Origin of the sequence: Variovorax sp. 38R (assembly GCF_014843395.1) — a bacterium.
Taxonomy (GTDB): domain Bacteria; phylum Pseudomonadota; class Gammaproteobacteria; order Burkholderiales; family Burkholderiaceae_C; genus Variovorax; species Variovorax paradoxus_H.
Genome location: NZ_CP062121.1, coordinates 1,752,503 through 1,769,936 on the forward strand (window position 1 = coordinate 1,752,503; position 17,434 = coordinate 1,769,936).

The 17,434-nt window shown below is 68.7% G+C and carries 18 protein-coding genes; 6 read left to right on the top strand and 12 right to left on the bottom strand.

From position 1 onward, the window contains the following. Positions 1 to 7 precede the first annotated feature (7 nt). The 5 genes from IG196_RS07765 to IG196_RS07785 are packed head-to-tail and all read left to right on the top strand — an operon-like array spanning position 8 to position 4,771. Entirely contained in the window at positions 8 to 799 is a 792-nt protein-coding gene (locus IG196_RS07765) for an FAD binding domain-containing protein (RefSeq protein ID WP_192195676.1), read from the top strand. Between the two features lie 58 nt (positions 800 to 857). Beyond that, entirely contained in the window at positions 858 to 1,760 is a 903-nt protein-coding gene (locus IG196_RS07770; protein ID WP_192195677.1) for an AAA family ATPase, read from the top strand. Between the two features lie 21 nt (positions 1,761 to 1,781). Then, positions 1,782 to 2,996: a vWA domain-containing protein gene (locus IG196_RS07775; RefSeq protein ID WP_192196940.1), complete on the top strand. Its 1,215-nt coding sequence runs from the start codon at positions 1,782 to 1,784 to the stop codon at positions 2,994 to 2,996. 34 nt (positions 2,997 to 3,030) lie between these two features. Beyond that, positions 3,031 to 3,726, top strand: a complete 696-nt coding sequence (locus IG196_RS07780; protein ID WP_192195678.1) for a CoxG family protein — start codon at positions 3,031 to 3,033, stop codon at positions 3,724 to 3,726. A gap of 22 nt (positions 3,727 to 3,748) precedes the next feature. Then, complete coding sequence (locus IG196_RS07785; RefSeq protein WP_192195679.1) at positions 3,749 to 4,771, top strand: XdhC family protein; 1,023 nt, start codon at positions 3,749 to 3,751, stop codon at positions 4,769 to 4,771. A 20-nt stretch (positions 4,772 to 4,791) separates the two neighbouring features. Here the strand turns inward: IG196_RS07785 and IG196_RS07790 are convergent, their stop codons facing one another. The 6 genes from IG196_RS07790 to IG196_RS07815 all read right to left on the bottom strand — a co-directional run bounded on the left by IG196_RS07790 (position 4,792) and on the right by IG196_RS07815 (position 10,117). After that, complete coding sequence (locus tag IG196_RS07790; protein ID WP_192195680.1) at positions 4,792 to 5,583, bottom strand: ABC transporter ATP-binding protein; 792 nt, start codon at positions 5,581 to 5,583, stop codon at positions 4,792 to 4,794. Beyond that, positions 5,580 to 6,647 (bottom strand): dihydrodipicolinate synthase family protein, encoded by a 1,068-nt coding sequence (locus IG196_RS07795; protein ID WP_192195681.1) that lies wholly within the window; start codon positions 6,645 to 6,647, stop codon positions 5,580 to 5,582. The genes IG196_RS07790 and IG196_RS07795 overlap by 4 nt, the downstream gene beginning before the upstream one ends. A gap of 12 nt (positions 6,648 to 6,659) precedes the next feature. Beyond that, positions 6,660 to 7,505, bottom strand: a complete 846-nt coding sequence (locus tag IG196_RS07800; RefSeq protein ID WP_192195682.1) for a GNAT family N-acetyltransferase — start codon at positions 7,503 to 7,505, stop codon at positions 6,660 to 6,662. A gap of 4 nt (positions 7,506 to 7,509) precedes the next feature. Beyond that, a complete protein-coding gene (locus IG196_RS07805) occupies positions 7,510 to 8,559 on the bottom strand; it encodes an NAD-dependent epimerase/dehydratase family protein (protein ID WP_192195683.1) in 1,050 nt (349 codons plus the stop codon). Next, complete coding sequence (locus IG196_RS07810) at positions 8,556 to 9,368, bottom strand: ABC transporter permease (RefSeq protein WP_099795910.1); 813 nt, start codon at positions 9,366 to 9,368, stop codon at positions 8,556 to 8,558. Before IG196_RS07810 ends, IG196_RS07805 begins: the two co-directional genes overlap by 4 nt. 80 nt (positions 9,369 to 9,448) lie before the next feature. After that, positions 9,449 to 10,117 carry a TetR family transcriptional regulator gene (locus IG196_RS07815; RefSeq protein WP_192195684.1) on the bottom strand — a complete coding sequence of 223 codons (669 nt, stop codon included), beginning with the start codon at positions 10,115 to 10,117 and terminating at the stop codon, positions 9,449 to 9,451. A 119-nt stretch (positions 10,118 to 10,236) separates the two neighbouring features. Between IG196_RS07815 and IG196_RS07820 the strand changes: the two genes are divergently transcribed. Further along, on the top strand, positions 10,237 to 11,232 hold the full coding sequence (locus tag IG196_RS07820) for an ABC transporter substrate-binding protein (protein WP_192195685.1): 996 nt from the start codon (positions 10,237 to 10,239) through the stop codon (positions 11,230 to 11,232). Positions 11,233 to 11,247: 15 nt separating this feature from the next. On the opposite strand, the gene mnhG is transcribed toward IG196_RS07820, so the two are convergent. The 6 genes from mnhG to IG196_RS07850 are packed head-to-tail and all read right to left on the bottom strand — an operon-like array spanning position 11,248 to position 17,386. Further along, positions 11,248 to 11,598: a monovalent cation/H(+) antiporter subunit G gene (gene mnhG, locus IG196_RS07825; protein WP_101492513.1), complete on the bottom strand. Its 351-nt coding sequence runs from the start codon at positions 11,596 to 11,598 to the stop codon at positions 11,248 to 11,250. Then, positions 11,595 to 11,873: a K+/H+ antiporter subunit F gene (locus IG196_RS07830; protein ID WP_056582692.1), complete on the bottom strand. Its 279-nt coding sequence runs from the start codon at positions 11,871 to 11,873 to the stop codon at positions 11,595 to 11,597. Before IG196_RS07830 ends, mnhG begins: the two co-directional genes overlap by 4 nt. Then, positions 11,870 to 12,361: a Na+/H+ antiporter subunit E gene (locus IG196_RS07835; RefSeq protein WP_192195686.1), complete on the bottom strand. Its 492-nt coding sequence runs from the start codon at positions 12,359 to 12,361 to the stop codon at positions 11,870 to 11,872. Before IG196_RS07835 ends, IG196_RS07830 begins: the two co-directional genes overlap by 4 nt. After that, entirely contained in the window at positions 12,358 to 14,064 is a 1,707-nt protein-coding gene (locus IG196_RS07840; protein WP_192195687.1) for a monovalent cation/H+ antiporter subunit D, read from the bottom strand. Before IG196_RS07840 ends, IG196_RS07835 begins: the two co-directional genes overlap by 4 nt. Next, complete coding sequence (locus tag IG196_RS07845) at positions 14,061 to 14,411, bottom strand: Na+/H+ antiporter subunit C (protein ID WP_056582686.1); 351 nt, start codon at positions 14,409 to 14,411, stop codon at positions 14,061 to 14,063. Before IG196_RS07845 ends, IG196_RS07840 begins: the two co-directional genes overlap by 4 nt. Further along, positions 14,411 to 17,386: a monovalent cation/H+ antiporter subunit A gene (locus IG196_RS07850; RefSeq protein ID WP_192195688.1), complete on the bottom strand. Its 2,976-nt coding sequence runs from the start codon at positions 17,384 to 17,386 to the stop codon at positions 14,411 to 14,413. Before IG196_RS07850 ends, IG196_RS07845 begins: the two co-directional genes overlap by 1 nt. Positions 17,387 to 17,434 lie beyond the last annotated feature (48 nt).

Here is a 17,434-nt window from a genome sequence, read left to right on the forward strand (position 1 = left end):
TCACCCCATGTATGCCTTCACACTCGAACGGCCCGCCAGCGTGGCAGATGCCACCCGGCTGATCGCCGCGGGCGGCAAGCCACTGGCCGGCGGACAGACCCTGCTGGCCTCGATGAAGCTGCGGCTGTCGGCGCCTGAACAGCTGGTTGACCTCAGCGGCATCAAGGAACTCACCGGCATCAAGAAAGACGCCGGCACGGTCACCATCGGCGCCATGTCGCGCCACCTCGACGTGGCGAACAATGCCGACGTGAAGGCCGCGTTCCCCGCGCTGGCCGACCTTGCAGCGCGCATCGGCGACCGGCAGGTGCGCGCGATGGGCACGGTCGGCGGCTCGGTGGCCAACAACGATCCGGCGGCGTGCTATCCGAGCGCGGTGCTGGCGTCGGGCGCGACCATCGTCACCTCGAAGCGCGAAATTGCGGCCGACGACTTCTTCCAGGGCCTGTTCACCACGGCGCTCGAAGAAGACGAGCTGATCACCGCCATCCGCTTCCCGATTCCGAAGCGCGCCGTGTACGAGAAGCTGCGCCAGAAGGCCTCCAACTTCCCGCTGGTCGGCATCTTCCTGGCGCAGTACGACAGCGGCGTGCGCGTGGCCGTCACCGGCGCGGGCAACGGCGTGTTCCGCCATGCCGGGCTCGAAGACGCGCTCAACAAGAGCTTCACCGCCGCGGCTGCTGCGGCCGTGAAGATCGACGCGAGCGACCTGAACAGCGACCTGCACGCCTCGGCCGCCTACCGCGCGAACCTGATCAGCGTGCTCACGCAGCGCGCCGTGACCAGGGCGCTCGGCTGAAGCAGCCCGCCGCCCACCGGAAGGCGCGACCCTCTCGCGTCTTCCGCTACGCTTCGCCATGACTTTTCCGACCATCGACGCCCTTTCCGACGGTTTGATGCAGGCCGGCTACTTTGCCGACCGCCGCCTGGCCACCGCGGTGTTCCTCGCGCTCAAGCTGCAGCGCCCGCTGCTGCTCGAAGGCGAACCCGGTGTCGGCAAGACCGAGTTGGCCAAGGCGCTGTCGATCGCCCTCAACCGCCAGCTGCTGCGCCTGCAGTGCTACGACGGCATGGAGCAGCGCGAGGCGCTGTACGAATGGAACTACGCCGCGCAGCTGCTGCACATGCGCGCCGCCGAAGCCACGGGCGCGGCGCGCGACGTGGAAGCCGAGGTCTACCAGCCGCACTACCTGATCCGTCGCCCGCTGCTGCAGGCGCTGCAGACGCCCGCACCCGGTGCGGTGCTGCTGATCGACGAGGTGGACCGCGCCGACGAGCCCTTCGAAGCCTTCCTGCTCGAGTATTTGGGCGAGTACCAGGTCAGCATTCCCGAGCTGGGTACTGTGCGCGCCGTGGTGCCGCCGGTGACGCTGCTCACGAGCAACCGCACGCGCGAGCTGAACGATGCGGTGAAGCGGCGCTGTCTTTATCACTGGCTCGACTACCCCGAGCGCGAGCGCGAGCTCGCCATCGTGCGCGCGCAGGTGCCGCAGGCCGGCGAAACGCTGTCGGCGCAGGTGGCGGCCTTCGTCGCGCGGCTGCGCTCGGCGCCGTTCGTCAACGCCTTCCAGCGCGCACCCGGCATCGCCGAAAGCGTCGAGTGGGCGCGGGCGCTCATCGCGCTCGACACCGTCGAACTCGACCCCGAGGTGGTCGTCGACACCGCCGGCATCCTCTTCAAGCAGCGCGACGACGTGGCGGCGCTGACGCACGAGCTGGCCTCCGACCTGCTGAGGCCCGAGGAACCGCTCGCGAGCTGAGAAGGTGTGAACGAACCCGCCATGGCCGGCATCCAGCAACTCGGCGACGTCCGCAGCGGCAAGCTGGCGGGCAACATCGCCGCCTTCGGTCGCGCATTGCGCCGCGCCGGCGTGCGCACCGATGCCATGCGCATTGCGCTCGCGACCGAGGCGGTCACCCTGGTCGGCGTCGAAGACAAGCTCGACCTGAGCGCCGCGATGGAAGCCGTGATGGTCAGCCGCGAACAAGACCGGCTGGTGTTTCGCGAGCTCTTCGACGCGTGGTTCCGCGACCCCGAGCTGGCCAACAAGCTGTTGGCCCAGATGCTGCCCAGCGCCGAAGGCAAGGCCGAGCCCTCCAAGCGCCGCCCGCGCGTGCGCGAGGCGCTGAGTCCGCCGCGCGATGCTGTCAAGCCCGCCGCGCCGACCAAGCCCGACGAAGAGATCAAGTTCGATGCCGCCATGACGGCCAGCGACCGCCAGCGGCTGCAGCATGCCGACTTCAACGCGCTCGGCGCGGCCGAGTACCGGCTGGTCGAGCGGCTGGCGCGCGACGTCACGCTGCCGGTGCCCCGGCTGCCCACGCGCCGCCTGCGCCCGGCCGGTGACGCAGGCAGCGCGCATGCCCGCATGCACTGGCCCGGCGTGCTGCACGAGGCGGCCCGCACTGGCGGCGAGATCCTGCGCCTGCCCCGGCTGTCGCGGCGCGAGCAGCCCTTGCCGCTGCTGGTGCTGGTCGATGTGTCGGGTTCGATGGAGCGCTACGCGCGCCTGCTGCTGGCCTTTCTGCATGCCGCCACGCGGCGGGCCGGCCGGCGCGACGTGTTCGCCTTCGGCACGCGGCTGACCGACCTCACGCCGGCCTTCCGGCTCGCCGACACCGACGCCATGCTGGGGGCGGCCAGCCTGGCCATCGACGACTTCGCGGGCGGCACGCGGCTGGGCGGCTCGCTGGCCGAGCTGCGCCAGTCGCACGCGCGCCGGCTCATCGGTCGCCGCACGCTGGTGCTGGTGATCAGCGACGGCCTCGACACCGGCGAGCCCGCCGAGCTCGAGACCGAGCTGCAGTGGCTGAAGCGCCATTCGCGCCGCCTGCTGTGGCTCAACCCGCTGCTGCGCTTCGAGGGCTACGCCCCTCTGGCGCGTGGGGCCGCCGTGCTGCACCGCCATGCGGACGCGATGCTGGCGGTCCACAATCTGAATGCACTCGAACAGCTGGCCGCCAGCCTGGCCGCGCTGATGCGGTCCGGCCGGTAAAGCGGGACTCGGGAAAGAACAAAGGAAACCCACCATGGAAATGCTCGGAAACCGCCGCCTCGGCGTCACCCAACAACAGGCCTGGGAAGCGCTCAACGACCCCGAGACGCTCAAGAAGTGCATCCCCGGCTGCGACAAGTTCGAGCTCACGGGCGACAACACCTACAGCGTGGCGCTGGCCGTGAAGATCGGCCCGGTGTCGGCCAAGTTCAGCGGCAAGGTGATGCTGTCGGACATCGTCGCGCCCGACGGCTACAAGCTCACCTTCGAGGGGCAGGGCGGCGTGGCGGGGTTCGCCAAGGGCTCGTCGAGCGTGTCGCTCAAGCCGCTGGCCGGGGCGTCGGAAACGGTGCCAGTTGTGGCCGACGGTGCACCTGCCGCAGAGGGCGCACCCGCTGCTGAAACCGTGGCCGCTGTGCCAGCCGAAGCCGCAGCAGCGCCCGCCGGCTGCGAGCTCGACTACACCGTGCAGGCCCAGGTCGGCGGCAAGATCGCCCAGCTCGGCCAGCGCCTGATCGACGGCGCAGCCAAATCCACGGCCGACGATTTCTTCAAGCGCTTCGAGGCCGAGATGCAAAGCCGCTACGGCCCGCCGCCCGCACCGCCCGTGGAGGCATCGGCTGACGAGGCGCCCGCCGAGAAGGCCGGCGTGATGTCGGGCCTCATGAAGAAGATGGGCTTCGGCAAGAAGGACGGCGACGACGCCGCCACTCCGGGCGACGCCGCCTGACAACCACGCACAAGGCTTCGCCATGGAAAACCTCGACGTCATGGTGCTGCGCACGCTGCGCGACTGGCGGCGTGCCGGCAAGCGCGCGCTGCTGACCACCGTGGTGCGCACCTGGGGCTCGTCGCCGCGGCCCGTGGGCTCGATCATGGCGCTGGCCGAAGACGGTGCCGTGGTCGGTTCGGTCTCGGGCGGCTGCATCGAAGACGACCTCATCGCGCGCTACAGCCATGCCCACGGCAAGGGCGAAGACGTGCCGCTGGGCGCGCCGCCCGCGCTCGTCAAGTACGGCATCACGGCCGACGAGGCGCACCGCTTCGGCCTGCCCTGCGGCGGCACGCTCGAGCTGCTGCTCGAATACGCGCCCGACGCCGACACGCTCGACACCCTGGTCGCCGAACTCGAACGCGGCAAGCTCATGCGCCGCACGGTGACGTTGGCCACCGGCGCGGTGCGGCTGGCCGAGGCGACCGCGCCCGACGAGCTCACGGTGAACGACAGCGAGCTCACCAACACCTTCGGCCCCGAGTACCGCATGCTGCTGATCGGCGCTGGCCAGCTCGCCGAATACCTCGCGACCATGGCCAAGTTCAGCGGCTTCGCTGTGACGCTGTGCGACCCGCGCGCCGAGTACCGCACCGCGTGGACGCTGTCCGGCGTGACGATCACCACCGAGATGCCCGACGACGCCGTGCTGGCCTTCAAGCCCGACCGCCGCAGCTGCGTGGTCGCGCTCACGCACGACCCCAAGCTCGACGACCTTGCGCTGCTCGAAGCGCTGCAGAGCGAGGCCTTCTATGTGGGCGCGATCGGCTCGCGCCGCAACGCCGACGCGCGGCGCGACCGCATGATCGAGCACTTCGACCAGACGACCGCATCGCTCGCGCGCCTGCGCGGGCCCATCGGCATCTTCATCGGCAGCAAGACGCCGCCCGAGATCGCGGTGAGCGTGATGGCCGAAATTTTGGCGGTGAAGAACGCCGTCACCTTGCCGCGCGAAGTGGAAGTGGCGCGCGCCAAGGAAATCCAGCAGCTGCAACCCAGCTGAGCCGAACTGCGGGGCGAGGCTCAGTCCACGCCCAGCAGGTCGTAGATGCGGCGCACGTACTCGCCGAACTCCGGGCTGGTCTTCACGTGCAGCTTGCGCGGCTCGGGCAGCTCGATGCGGAAGAAGTCGGCCATGCGTGCCGGGCCCGCCGTGAGCACGGCGCAGTGCGAGCCGAGGAACACCGCCTCCTGGATGCTGTGCGTGACCACGATGAAGGTCTTGCGGCTGCGCTCCCAGATGCGCAGCATCTCCAAGTTCATCTTCTCGCGCGTGAGCGCATCGAGCGCGCCGAAGGGCTCGTCCATGAGCACCAGCTTCGGGTCATGGATGAGCGCGCGTGCGATGGCGGCGCGCTGCTGCATGCCGCCCGAGAGTTCGTAGGGCAGCTTGTCGGCGAAGCCCGTGAGGCCGACCATGTCGAGCAGCTCGTGTGCGCGTGCCTTGGCAGCCTTGCGGTCCAGCCCGAGGATGTCGGCGGGCAGCAGCACGTTCTCGAGAATGGTGCGCCACTTGAGCAGCAGCGGTTGCTGGAACACCATGCCGACATCGCGGCCCGCGTTGAAGCCTGTGCCGCCGGGTCCGCCGATTTCCAGCGTGCCGCCGTCATGGCCATGCAGGCCCGACAGGATCTTCAGCAGCGTCGACTTGCCGCAGCCCGAGGGACCGACCAGCGAGATCATGTCGCCCGCATGCACGTCCATCGTGACGTCGGAGACGGCGAGAAATTCTTCGTTGCGTTTGCGGTAGACCTTGCGCAGCTGCCGCATGCGGATCAGCGGCGCTTCCTGTGCGGTCGCGAGTACCGCGCTCATGCGAGCCACCGAGCCAGGTTGTCGCGCACAAATGCGTCGTCGGCCAGGTCGCCGTGCTGGCGGTAGACACGGTCGATTTCTGCTGACTGCCCGTGGCCCAGGCCTTCTTCCGGATCGAGGCACCAGATGCCTTCGAGCAGGCCCTGGCGCCTCAGCACCTCGTGGCAGCCCGCGATGCAGCCGTGGAAGTTGTTCGCCACGTCGAAGAAGGCGGCATTGCAGTCGGTCACGCGCGAATCGAGCGCGAGCAGGGCGGGGCTCAGCGCACCGCCGCTGGCGGCCAGCTCGGCCTTGATCTGCTGCAGCTGGTGCACCGCGCTCGACGTCCACACCGACCAGTGGCCCAGCAGGCCGCCGCGAAAGCGCACCTGCACGGGCGCGCCGTCGCGCATCGCGGCAAAGGGCAGCGCCAGGTCGAGCACGATGTGGTCGTCGTTGCCGGTGTAGAGGAACACGCGCTCCTCGGCGCGCGCATCGACCAGCCCGCGCACCACGTCGATGCTGCGGTAGCGGTTGAAGGGCGCGACCTTGATGGCCAGCGCGTTCGGAATGAGCGCGAAGCGGCGCCAGAAGTCGCTCGAGAGGATCGGGCCGCCGACCACGGTCTGCAGGTAGAAGCCGATCAACGGAATCTCCTGCGCCACCGCCTCGCAGTGGGCGATGAGCGCGTCTTCCGACGAGCCGGCCAGGGCCGCGAGGCTCAGCAGCCCAGCGTGATAACCCAGAGAGACTGCGGTGCGCGCTTCGGCCTGCGCCTGCGCGGTCGGGCCGCACAGGCCCGCGATCATCGCCATCGGACGATCGTTCCAGGCCAGCCGATCTTGCATCGCGGCTTCGAGCACGGTGGCGTAGAGCCCGCGCTCGCGGATCGCGAACTGCGTGGTGTGCACGCCCACCGCGAGGCCGCCCACGCCGGCATCGACGTAGTAGCGGGTCAGCGCGCGCTGACGCTGGCGATCGAGCTGGCGATGCGCGTCGAGTGCGAGCGGATGCGCCGGAATGACGGTGCCTTGCGACAGCAGCGCAAGCACGTCGGCGGGAAGGTCGGAGCGGTTCAGTGACATGGGCGAAGGTCCTCAGGCGAACTCGGGGCCGGCGATGGCGTGGATGAAGGCGGGGTGTCCGATGGGCGGCTGCGCGCCGTCGCGCGTGGCCAGCGCCATGCGCGTGAAGCTGCGTTGGGGCGTGAAGCCGGCGGCGCGCAGCGCGGCAGTCATGACTGGGCGGTCGTCGGGCACGTCGATGTAGATGCGGCCATCGATGCCGCGTGCGGCCTGCGTCAGCAGTGCGGCGGCGACAGCTTCGTCGGACGACAGCAGCGGGCCGACGTGATGCGCAGTGCGGCCCGCGCGCACGAGGCCGAAGCCCAGGCCGTTGCGCACGCAGCGGCTGTCGTCGCGGCCGAGCAGGTCGGCGAGCACGGCGGGGCGCGCAAAGCCCAGCGCCTGCGCGTCGAGCGCGGCGAGGCTGTCGAGGGCCGGTTCGTCAGTGGCGAGCGATGCCGTGGCTGCTGCGGCTTCGCGCCGCCAGCGCGTGAGGCGCCACAGCGGCATGAAGCCGAAGCTCGCATAGAGCGGCTCGCCCTGCGGCGTGGCGTCGAGCATCGCGACGAGGCCGGCGGCCTTCACCTGGTCGAGGCAGCGCGCGAACACCGCGCGGCCCAGGCCTTGCCCGCGCGCAGCAGGCATCACGAGGATCATGCTGATCCAGGCCACGCCGTCCATCGGCAGCACCGCGCCACTGGCGATGAGCTGGCCCTCGCCGTCACGCACGTCACGCACGCCATGCACCGTGCCGAGCCGCTCGAACAGCTGCCAGTCGTGCGCAGTCTGGTTCCAGCCGCTCGCGGCGACCAGCGCGTCGAGCATCGGGGCGATGTCGGGCGTGATCGGCGACAGGGCTTCGACGGCGGGCATGGTCATGGGCTCAGTACTTGCCGTCGCGCGATTCGAACTTCGTGGGCTTGCCGTACTGGCGTTGCTCGCGCGAGATCCAGTCAGCCACCCAACGGATCTGCTGCGCCAACGGCACGCGTGGGTAACCGAACAGCCGCTCGGCCTCGCCGGTGTTCATGAGCCAGGCAGTCGGCGCTTCTTGCCCGCTGATGGTCACGGGCTTGTCGAACTCGCGCGCGAACTCTTGCGCGAGCCAGCGGATCGACGTGGTCTCGGGGCCGCTCACATTGAGCGGCGAGGTCGGCACGGTGGCCGCGGCGAGGCAGCGCAGCGCCTGCGCGTTCGCGTCGCCCTGCCAGATCACGTTGACGTGGCCCATGGTCACGTCGACCGGCTCACCGCGCCACACCTTGAGCGCCACGTCGGCCAGCACGCCGTAGCGCAGGTCGATGGCGTAGCTCAGGCGGAACAGGCGGCCGGGTGTGCTGTGGCGCTGCGAGAAGTACTCGAACATGCGCTCGCGGCCCACGCACGAGTTGGCGTATTCGCCGGGCGGGTTGGGCGCGTCGCTCTCGCTCGCGCCCTGGCTGGTCACGGGCACGAAGGGGTACACGCAGGCGGTCGAGAAGGCGACGATGCGCGAGGCACGGAAGTGCTCGGCCACCAGCGCGGGCACGTGCGCGTTCATGGCCCAGGTCAGCGGGTTGTCGGCGTCGGCGCCGAACTTGCGACCGGCCATGAACACCACATTGGCGCAGGGCGGCAACGCGGCAATGGCGGCGCGGTCGAGCAGGTCGCAGGCGATGGTCTCGATGCCGTGCGCTTCGAGGGCTTCGCGCACGCCGGCTTCGCTGAAGCGGGCGACGGCGATCACGCGGCGACCTGGCATGACGTTCTTCGCGAGGCGGGCCAGCGTGGGGCCCATCTTGCCGCCCACGCCGAGGATCATCAGGTCGCCGTCGAGGCGGGCCATGTCGCGCAGGAGGTCGCGCGAGGGCGTGGCCAGGTAGTCTTCAAGCGCGGCTTCGCTCTCGAAGCGCTCGGGAAAGGGCAGGTCGTCGAGGACAGGCGTGGAGGTCATTGGATTCTTGCGTCCTGGGTGATGAAGAGGCGCTCCAGCAGAAGCACCAGCAGATAGAGCAGCACGCCCAGGCCCGTGATGAGCAGCACGGCCATGAAGACCGCGGGCGTGTCCAGCGAGGCCTGGACCTGGATCATCAGATAGCCCAGGCCGCGTTCCGAGGCGATGAACTCGCCCACCACCGCGCCCGCCACGGCGAGGATGGTGGCGACCTTCATGCCCGAGAACACGTACGGCAGCGAGCCCGGCAGCTGGATGTAGCGGAACAGTTGCCAGCGCGAGCCCTTGAGCGCGCGCACGAGGTCGAGCAGCTCGGGCTCGGTCTCGTTCAGGCCGCGGATGGTGGTCAGCAGGATGGGGAAGAAGCACAGGCTGAACGTGATCAGGATGTTCGGCCCGATGCCGTAGCTGAACCACACGATCACCAGCGGCCCCATCGCCACCTTCGGAATCATGTTGAGCGTGACCAGCAGCGGGAACACCACCAGCATCAGCCGCTTGCTGGTGATGAAGAGCAGCGCGCAAAGAATGCCGAGCACCAGCCCCAGTGCGTAGCCGCCGAACACTTCGAGCGCGGTGACGCCGGTGTTCTTGAGCCAGCTGTAGTTCGGGTTGGCCAGCGTGGCCAGCACCTTCGAGGGCGCCGGCAGGATGAAGGGCTGGATCGCGAAGACCCGCACCGCCAGCTCCCACAGCGCGATGCCCGCCAGATGCACCGCGACCACGAGGGCCCAGCGCTGCCATTCGGGGCGCTCGCCCGACAAGGGCGCAGGTGCGGGGGGCGCCAGAGCGCCGTCAGGTGCCGTCATCTCAATTCCTGGGTCTAGGAAGCAATGCGGCGAATCATAGGAGTCGCCACGACCCGTGTCAACCAACTAGTTGATAATTTTCATGCGGTGGCTTTGTCGGGCCGCAAGGCATTGAGCGCGAACTCGATCACGTGCCGGCGGCGCTGCAGCAGTGCGCCGCGTGCATCGAGCGGCTTGCCGAAGATGGCCGACAGCGTGTGGTTGTTGGAGAAGAAGAAATACGAGATGCCGGCGATTGAGATGTAGAGGTTGATCGCGTCGAAGTCGGGCCGGAACACGCCCGCCGCCACGCCGCGCTTGAGCGTGGCCTCCAGCATCTCGATGAAGGGCGAGTGCATCTTCTGCAGCCGCTCCGACTCGCGCAGGTGCGCGCCGTGGTTGCGGTTCTCGTCGGCCAGCAGCGCGATGAATTCGGGGTGCTCGGCCAGGTAGTCGAACGAGAAGGCCACCAGCTGCTTCATGGCCTCGAGCGGCTCGAGCTCGTCGAGCGTGAGCTTCTGTTCCTTCTCGCGGATCTCGGCATAGACCGATTCGAGCGCGACCAGGTACAGCCCCTGCTTGCTGTCGAAGTAGTGGTACACGAGCTGCTTGTTGACCCCGGCGTTGGCAGCGATCTCGTCGACGCGCGCGCCTGCGAAGCCCTTGGTGGCGAACTCGGCCACCGCGGCAGAGATGAGCGCCTGCTTGGCGGCGACGGGGTCGCGCTCGCGCTTGGTGGCGACGGTGCGAGTAGGGCTGGTGGCGGTCATGGTGTTTTGATTCTCCCGGCAGGGGCAACGCGGTCTGGATGATCTGGATTGCTTGTCAACCAAACAGTTGGTAATATAAATTCCAGGACCTGTTTTTACCTTCTTTTGGAGTGATCCGCATGAAAAAGCTGTTGTCGGCCGCCGGCGCCACCGCCTTGCTGATGGCCTCGGCCCCTGCCGTGTTCGCGGCCGATGCCATGAGCCTGATGCTCAACTGGACACCCACGGCCGATCATGCGCCGATCTATTTTGCGAAGGCCAAGGGCTGGTACACCGAGGCGGGCATCGACCTGAACATCGAGGCCGGCAAGGGCTCGGCCGTGTCGGCGCAACGCGTGGGCACGAGCGGCAGCGACCTGGGAATTTCCGACTTGCCCACGACCATCCAGGCCAAGGGCAAGGGCGCCGACGTGAAGGCCGTGATGGTCATCTATGCCAACAGCCCGCAGGGCTTCTACTGGCTCAAGTCGTCGGGCATCAACGGCCCGAAGGACTTCGCGGGCCGCAAGATCGGCAACCCGCCGGGCGATGCCGCGCGCCTCATGTGGCCGGCCTTCGCGAAGAAGGTGGGGCTCGACCCGGCCAGCGTGACCTTCGTCAACGTGAGCCCGCAGGCCAAGGTGGCGGCGCTGAAGAGCAAGTCGGTCGACATCATCAGCGACTTTTACAACGAGCACGACCTGAAGGCGCGCGAGTTCGGCGCCGACCTGGGCTTTCAGCCGTGGCGCGACGCGGGCGTGAATGTGTACGGCAACTCACTGATCGTGAATGGCCCCTACCTCGCGAAGAACCCGGGCCAGGTGAAGAAGTTCGTGGCCGTGACGCAGCGTGCCTACGACGCCTGCGTGAAGAGCTTCGAGCCCTGCCTGCAGGCGCTGCAAGCCAGCGTGAGCGGCCTCACGCCCGACAACCAGCGCGACCAATGGATGCGAATCAAGCAGTTGATGCGCGACGACACCACCACCAAGGTGGCGCTCGGCGCCTTCGACGGTGCGCGCGTGAAGGCCGACTACGAACTGGTGTCCTCGCTGATCGGCATCGACAAGGCCTACGACCCCGCGACGCTGTTCACCAACGAGTTCCTCGACAAGGGCGTGCGCATGGCGCCCAACTGAACGGAGGAGGTTGCCTCAGCCCGACTTGGCGGCGGGCGGCACCTTCGGGTTGCCCTTCTGCCGTTCGCGGAAGAGGGCGGCACGCATCAGGAAGATGGTGGTGATCGGCGCTGTCAGCACGATGAACAGCACGATCAGCATCGCGTGCAGGAACAGGCTGAAGCCCTGCACCGAGAAGTAGGCGATGGTGGCCACCGTCAGGCACCAGGCGCCCACCGTGGCACCCAGCGTGGGCGCATGGATGCGACGGAAGAAGGTCGGCAGGCGCACCAGGCCGAAGGAGCCGATGGCTGCGAAGGCCGCGCCCAGCACCGCGAACACCGCAGTGATGATCTCGGCCCAGAGGGGCAAGGCCGTAGCGCTCATTCGATCACCTCCCCGCGCAGCAAAAACTTGGCCAGCGAGGTCGACCCCACGAAGCCGAACAGCGCCACCAGCATCGCCGCCTCGAAGTACACGCTGCTCGCGTAGTTGATGCCGAGCACCAGCATCATCAGCATGCCGTTGATGTAGAGGCAATCCAGCGCCATCACGCGGTCTTGCGCGGACGGGCCGGCCAGCAGGCGGAACAGGGCGCACAGCATGGCCACGGCCAGCAGGAAGAGCGCGGCCTTCAGGGCCCAGAAAAGAACAGGCGTCATGATTCGAAAATCTCCATCAGCGGACGTTCGTAGCGGGTCTTGATCAGGGCGATGAAGGCCGCGTCGTCCTCGAGGTCGAACACGTGGATCAGCAGCGTGGTGCGATCGAACGAGACTTCGCCCCAGGCGGTGCCGGGCGTGAGGCACATGATCATCGCGAGCACGGCGAGGCCGTTGGGGTCGCGCATGTCGAGTGGAATCTGCACGAAGCGCGCCGAGATGTCGACGGTGCGGCGCGTGAGCAGCAGCCGAGCCACGTCGTACGCCGACTTCAGCATGTCGAAGGTGACGAGGAACGACAGCCGCAGCGCCACGCCGGGCCGGCGCATGCGCACCCTGGCAGGCCGCAGGCCCTGGGTGATCAGCGGCACGGCAATGGCGAGCACCGCGGCCGACAGCAGCGTGGCCGCTTCGAGCGACTGGTTGAGCAGCAGCCAGATGACGAACAGCGCGAGTGACAGCGGTGGGGAAGGCATCAAGCGCTTCATGGCTTGGCCTCCTCTTTCTTCGCGGGCACCGGGTTGGGCTTCTGCTTCGCGCCGAGCACGGCGTCGCGGTACGCCGTGGGCGTGCGCAGCCCGTCGGCAGTGGCTTGCGCGTGCTGCATCACGGGCTCGGCCCAGACCGTCAGCGCGACGCAGGCTGCGAGCAGGGCGGCGACCGGCAGCACCTCGAGCGCGGGCAGCGAGGGCATGGTGGCGTGGGGCTGCGTCCAGAAATGGCGGATGCCGGTGCGGCTCAGCGCAATCAGCGAGAGAAAGCCCGCGACGATCAGCAGACCGAAGAAGGTCCAGCCGGCCGTGGTGACGACCTTGCTGTCGAGCAGGCCCGAGAGCATCGCGAACTTGCCGACAAAGCCCGACAGCGGCGGCAGGCCTGCCAGCAGCAGCGTGCAGAGCATGAAGCTCAGGCCCAGGAAGGCCACGCCGGCCGGAATGGCGCGGCCGTAGAGCGCCTGCGCGTCGTCGTCGAGGTTCACGTCGTTGAGCGCACGCAGGTCTTCGGCCAGGAAGGGGGCGTTGCCCGCCGCTTCGTGCGGCGCGACGCTCATGCCCGCGTTGCGCCAGCGTTCGATCATGTCGATCAGCAGGAAGAACGCCGCCACCGCGACCGTGGAATTCACCATGTAGTAGAGCGCGCCCGCCCACACGGCCGGCTCGCCCAGCCCGACGGCGGCCAGCAGCGTGCCCGCCGACACCAGCACGCTGAAGCCCGCGAGGTTCGACAGCCGCTGCGTGCCGACGATGCCGATGGCACCGACGAACAGCGTGGCCAGCCCGACGCTCACCAGCGCGGCCTGCCCGAAGGCGGCCGAGGCGCCGGTGTCGGGCGCGAACAGCACGGTCCACAGGCGCAGCACGGTGTACACGCCGAGCTTGGTGAGCAGCGCAAACACCGCGCCCACCGGCGACACGGCCGCGCTGTACGCCGGCACCAGCCAGAAGTTGAGCGGCCACGCGCCCGCCTTGGCGAAGAACGCGGTGGCCAGGATGGCCGCGGCCGCATGCACGAGGCCGCGGTCGCCCGGTGCCAGCTCGGCGATGCGTGCGCCCAGGTCGGCCATGTTGAGCGTGCCGGTCACGCCGTACAGAATGGCCGCGCCGATCAGGAACAGCGACGAGGCCGCGAGGTTGATCGCGATGTAGTGCAGCCCGGCGCGCACGCGCAGCTGGCCCGAGCCGTGCAGCAGCAGGCCGTACGACGCCGCGAGCATCACCTCGAAGAACACGAACAGGTTGAACAGGTCGCCCGTGAGGAAGGCGCCGTTCAGGCCCATGAGCTGCAGCTGCAGCAGCGGATGAAAGTGCACGCCCGCGCGGTCCCAGCGTGAGGTCGAATAGATCGACGCCGCGAAAGCGACCACGCCCGTCAGCGCGACCATCATGGTCGAGAGCCGGTCGGCCACCAGCACGATGCCGAAGGGCGCGCGCCAGTTGCCCGGCAGGTACACGCCGATGGAGCCCGGGCCACCGCCGGTGTCGGCCGCGTTCACCCAGCGCAGCAGCGCGAGCGCGGCGAGCAGGCCGATCAGGCCCGAGACCACGCTGAGGAACGACTTGGTGCGCCTGCGGTTCTCGTTCATCAGCAGCATCAGCGCCGCCGTGAGCATGGGCACGAGGATCGGCACCGCCACCAGGTGCGGCATGCTGAACTCGAGGAAGCGGTCGAGCAGGCGCAAGAGGTCGTTCATTCCACGGCCTCCCGCTCTTCACCGTCCACGTGGTCGGTGCCCGACAGGCCGCGCGAGGCGAGCATCACGACCAGGAACAGGGCCGTCATCGCGAAGCCGATCACGATGGCCGTGAGCACGAGCGCTTGCGGCATCGGGTCGGCCGTATTGGCCAGCGTGGCCTTGAAGCCTTCGACCAGCACCGGCTCGCTGTCGACCTTGAGCCGGCCCATGCTGAAGATGAACAGGTTGACCGCGTACGAGATGAGCGTCAGGCCCATGATGACCTGGAAGGTCCGCGGGCGCAGCAGCAGGTACACGCCCGAACCGGTGAGCACGCCGATGGCGATGGCCAGCACGATTTCCATCAGCGGGCCCCCCCGGTGATTGCAGCGGCAGCAGCCGCTTCTTCGGCTTCGGCGGCGGCGCGGGCCTCCGCTTCTTTCTCTTCTTGTTCGTCGGCCCAGCGGTGGCTTCGGACGGACTGGTGGGCCAGCGCGGTGAGGATCAGCATGGTGGCGCCGAGCACCAGCGCGAACACGCCGATGTCGAAGAAGAGGGCGCTGGGCACGTGCATGTCGCCCAGCAGCGGCACGTGCAGGTGCGCGGTGTGCGTGGTCAGGAAGGGGTAGCCGAACGCGATGGCGCCGCCGCCGGTGGCAAGCGCGAACAGCAGGCCGATGGCGATCCAGCGGCGCGGGTAGATGCGCAGGTGCTCTTCCACCCACTCGGTGCCCGAGACGATGAACTGCAGCACCAGCGCGACCGACATCACCAGCCCCGCAACGAAGCCGCCGCCGGGCGCGTTGTGGCCGCGCATGAAGAAGTACACCGACACCAGCACGGCCACCGGCAGCACCAGGCGCACCAGCACGGCCGGCACCATCAGGTAGCCGATGGCGGAGTCGGCGGCGCGGCGCGGGTTCAGCAGGTCGCTGCTGCCGTCGTCGACCTGCAGGCGTTGCTGGATGGGCAGCGCCATCGATTCGATGGCGGGCCGGAAGCGCCGCAGCAGCGCATACACGGTGAGCGCCACGATGCCCAGCACGGTGATCTCGCCGAAGGTGTCGAAGCCGCGGAAGTCGACCAGCATCACGTTGACCACGTTGGTGCCACCGCCTTCGGAGAGCGCGCGTTCGAGGAAGAAGGGCGAGATGCTCTGCGGGAAGGTGCGCGTCATCAGGGCCCAGGCCAGAGCCGCCATGCCGCAGCCGGCGACGGTGGCCACCAGCAGGTCGCGCCCGCGGCGGCCCCAGGGCCGCAGCCGCATGCGCGCGGGCTGCACCACGTCCTTGCTGCGCATCGGCAGCCAGCGCAGGCCCAGCAGGATGAGCACCGTGGTCACGGCCTCGACCACCAGCTGCGTGAGCGCGAGGTCGGGCGCCGAGAACCAGATGTACGTGACGCACGAGACCAGCCCGGCGCCTGCGGCCAGCATGAGCGCGGCGAGCCGGTGGAACTTGGCCTGCCACGCGGCGGCCACGGCGCAGGTGCAGCCGATGAGCCAGGTCATCGCGAACATCGGCGAGAACGGCAGCAGCTCGCGCGTGCCGCGTTCGGCCGGCGTGGCCCACAGCGAGGCTGTAGCGCCCGCCACGGCCACCACCACCAGCCACAGCAGCTGCCACTGCAGGCGGCGCGTGCCAAACAGGCGGCGGCTGCGCCGGCCGGCTTCGCTCAGCAGCGCGATCAGGTGTTCGAATATGAGCTGCCCGTCGAAGCGGTGCAGCAGCGGTGTGCGCTCGAGGCGGCCGCTGCCCAGCGGGCGGCGCAGCAGCAGGTAGAGCACGGCGCCGCCCGCGAGCGCGACGAAGCTCATCATCAGCGGCAGGTTGAAGCCGTGCCACACAGCCAGGCTGTAGGCGGGCAGCGTGCCGCCGACCACCGGCGTGGCCGCCGCCGCGAGCATCGGGCCGACCGACCAGGCCGGCGCCACGCCCACCACCAGGCACAGCAGCACCAGAAACTCGACCGGCACGCGCATCCAGTGCGGCGGCTCGTGCGGGGGCTTGGGCACGTCGGGGCCGCAGGGCGGACCGAAGAACACGTCGAACACGAAGCGCGCCGAGTACGCCACGCTGAAGATGCCCGCGAGCGTGGCGATGACCGGCAGGCTGAAGTCGATCCAGGGCGTGGCCTGGATGAAGACCGTCTCGGCGAAGAACATTTCCTTCGAGAGAAAGCCGTTGAGCAATGGCACGCCGGCCATCGAGGCGCTGGCGATGATGGCCAGCGTGCCCGTGATGGGCATGAGCCGCATCAGGCCGCTGAGCTTGCGGATGTCGCGCGTGCCGGTCTCGTGGTCGATGATGCCGGCCGCCATGAACAGCGAGGCCTTGAAGGTCGCGTGGTTCATCACGTGGAAGACTGCAGCGACGGCCGCGAGCGGGCTGTTCAGGCCCAGCAGCAGTGTGATGAGGCCCAGGTGCGAGATGGTCGAGTAGGCCAGCAGCGCCTTCAGGTCGCGCTGGAACATGGCCGCGAAGCCGCCGAGCAGCAGCGTGATCGCGCCGGCGCCGCCGACCATCCAGAACCACTGCTCGGTGCCCGAGAGCACGGGCCACAGGCGCGCCATGAGGAACACGCCCAGCTTCACCATGGTGGCCGAGTGCAGGTAGGCCGACACCGGCGTGGGCGCAGCCATGGCGCGCGGCAGCCAGAAGTGGAACGGGAACTGCGCGCTCTTGGTGAACGCGCCGAGCAGGATCAGCACTAGCGCCACCGGGTACAGCGCATGCGCGCGGATGATGTCGCCCGAGACCAGCACGATGTCGAGCTCGTAGCTGCCCACGATGCGGCCCAGCACCAGCACGCCGGCCAGCAGGCACAGCCCGCCCGCGCCAGTGACGGTGAGCGCCATGCGCGCACCGCGTCGCGCGTCGCGCCGGTGGTGCCAGTAGCCGATCAGCAAGAAGGAGAAGAGGCTGGTGAGCTCCCAGAACAGCACCATCTGGATGAGGTTGCCCGAGAGCACCACACCCATCATCGCGCCCATGAACGCGAGGAAGAACGAGAAGAAGCGCGGCACCGGGTCGGAGGCCGACATGTAGTAGCGCGCATAGAGCACCACCAGCGCGCCGATGCCCAGCACCAGCATGCAGAAGAGCCACGCGAAGCCGTCGAGGCGGAACACGAGGTTCAGGCCGAGGGCGGGGAGCCACTCGATCTCTTGCCTCAGCACGTTGCCGTGCGCGATCTGCGGAAAGAGCCATGCGACCTGGATGGCGCAGCCCAATGCGACGAGGCCCGCAAGGGTCGACTCCCGGTTGCGCGCGTTGGACGGCATCAACGCGGCCAGCACGCTGGCAAGAAAGGGGAGTGCGACGAGAAGGGCGAGGGGCATTGGGGGTCGATTCTATCGACCGACCCTCTGCGAAGCCCCTGGCTATAA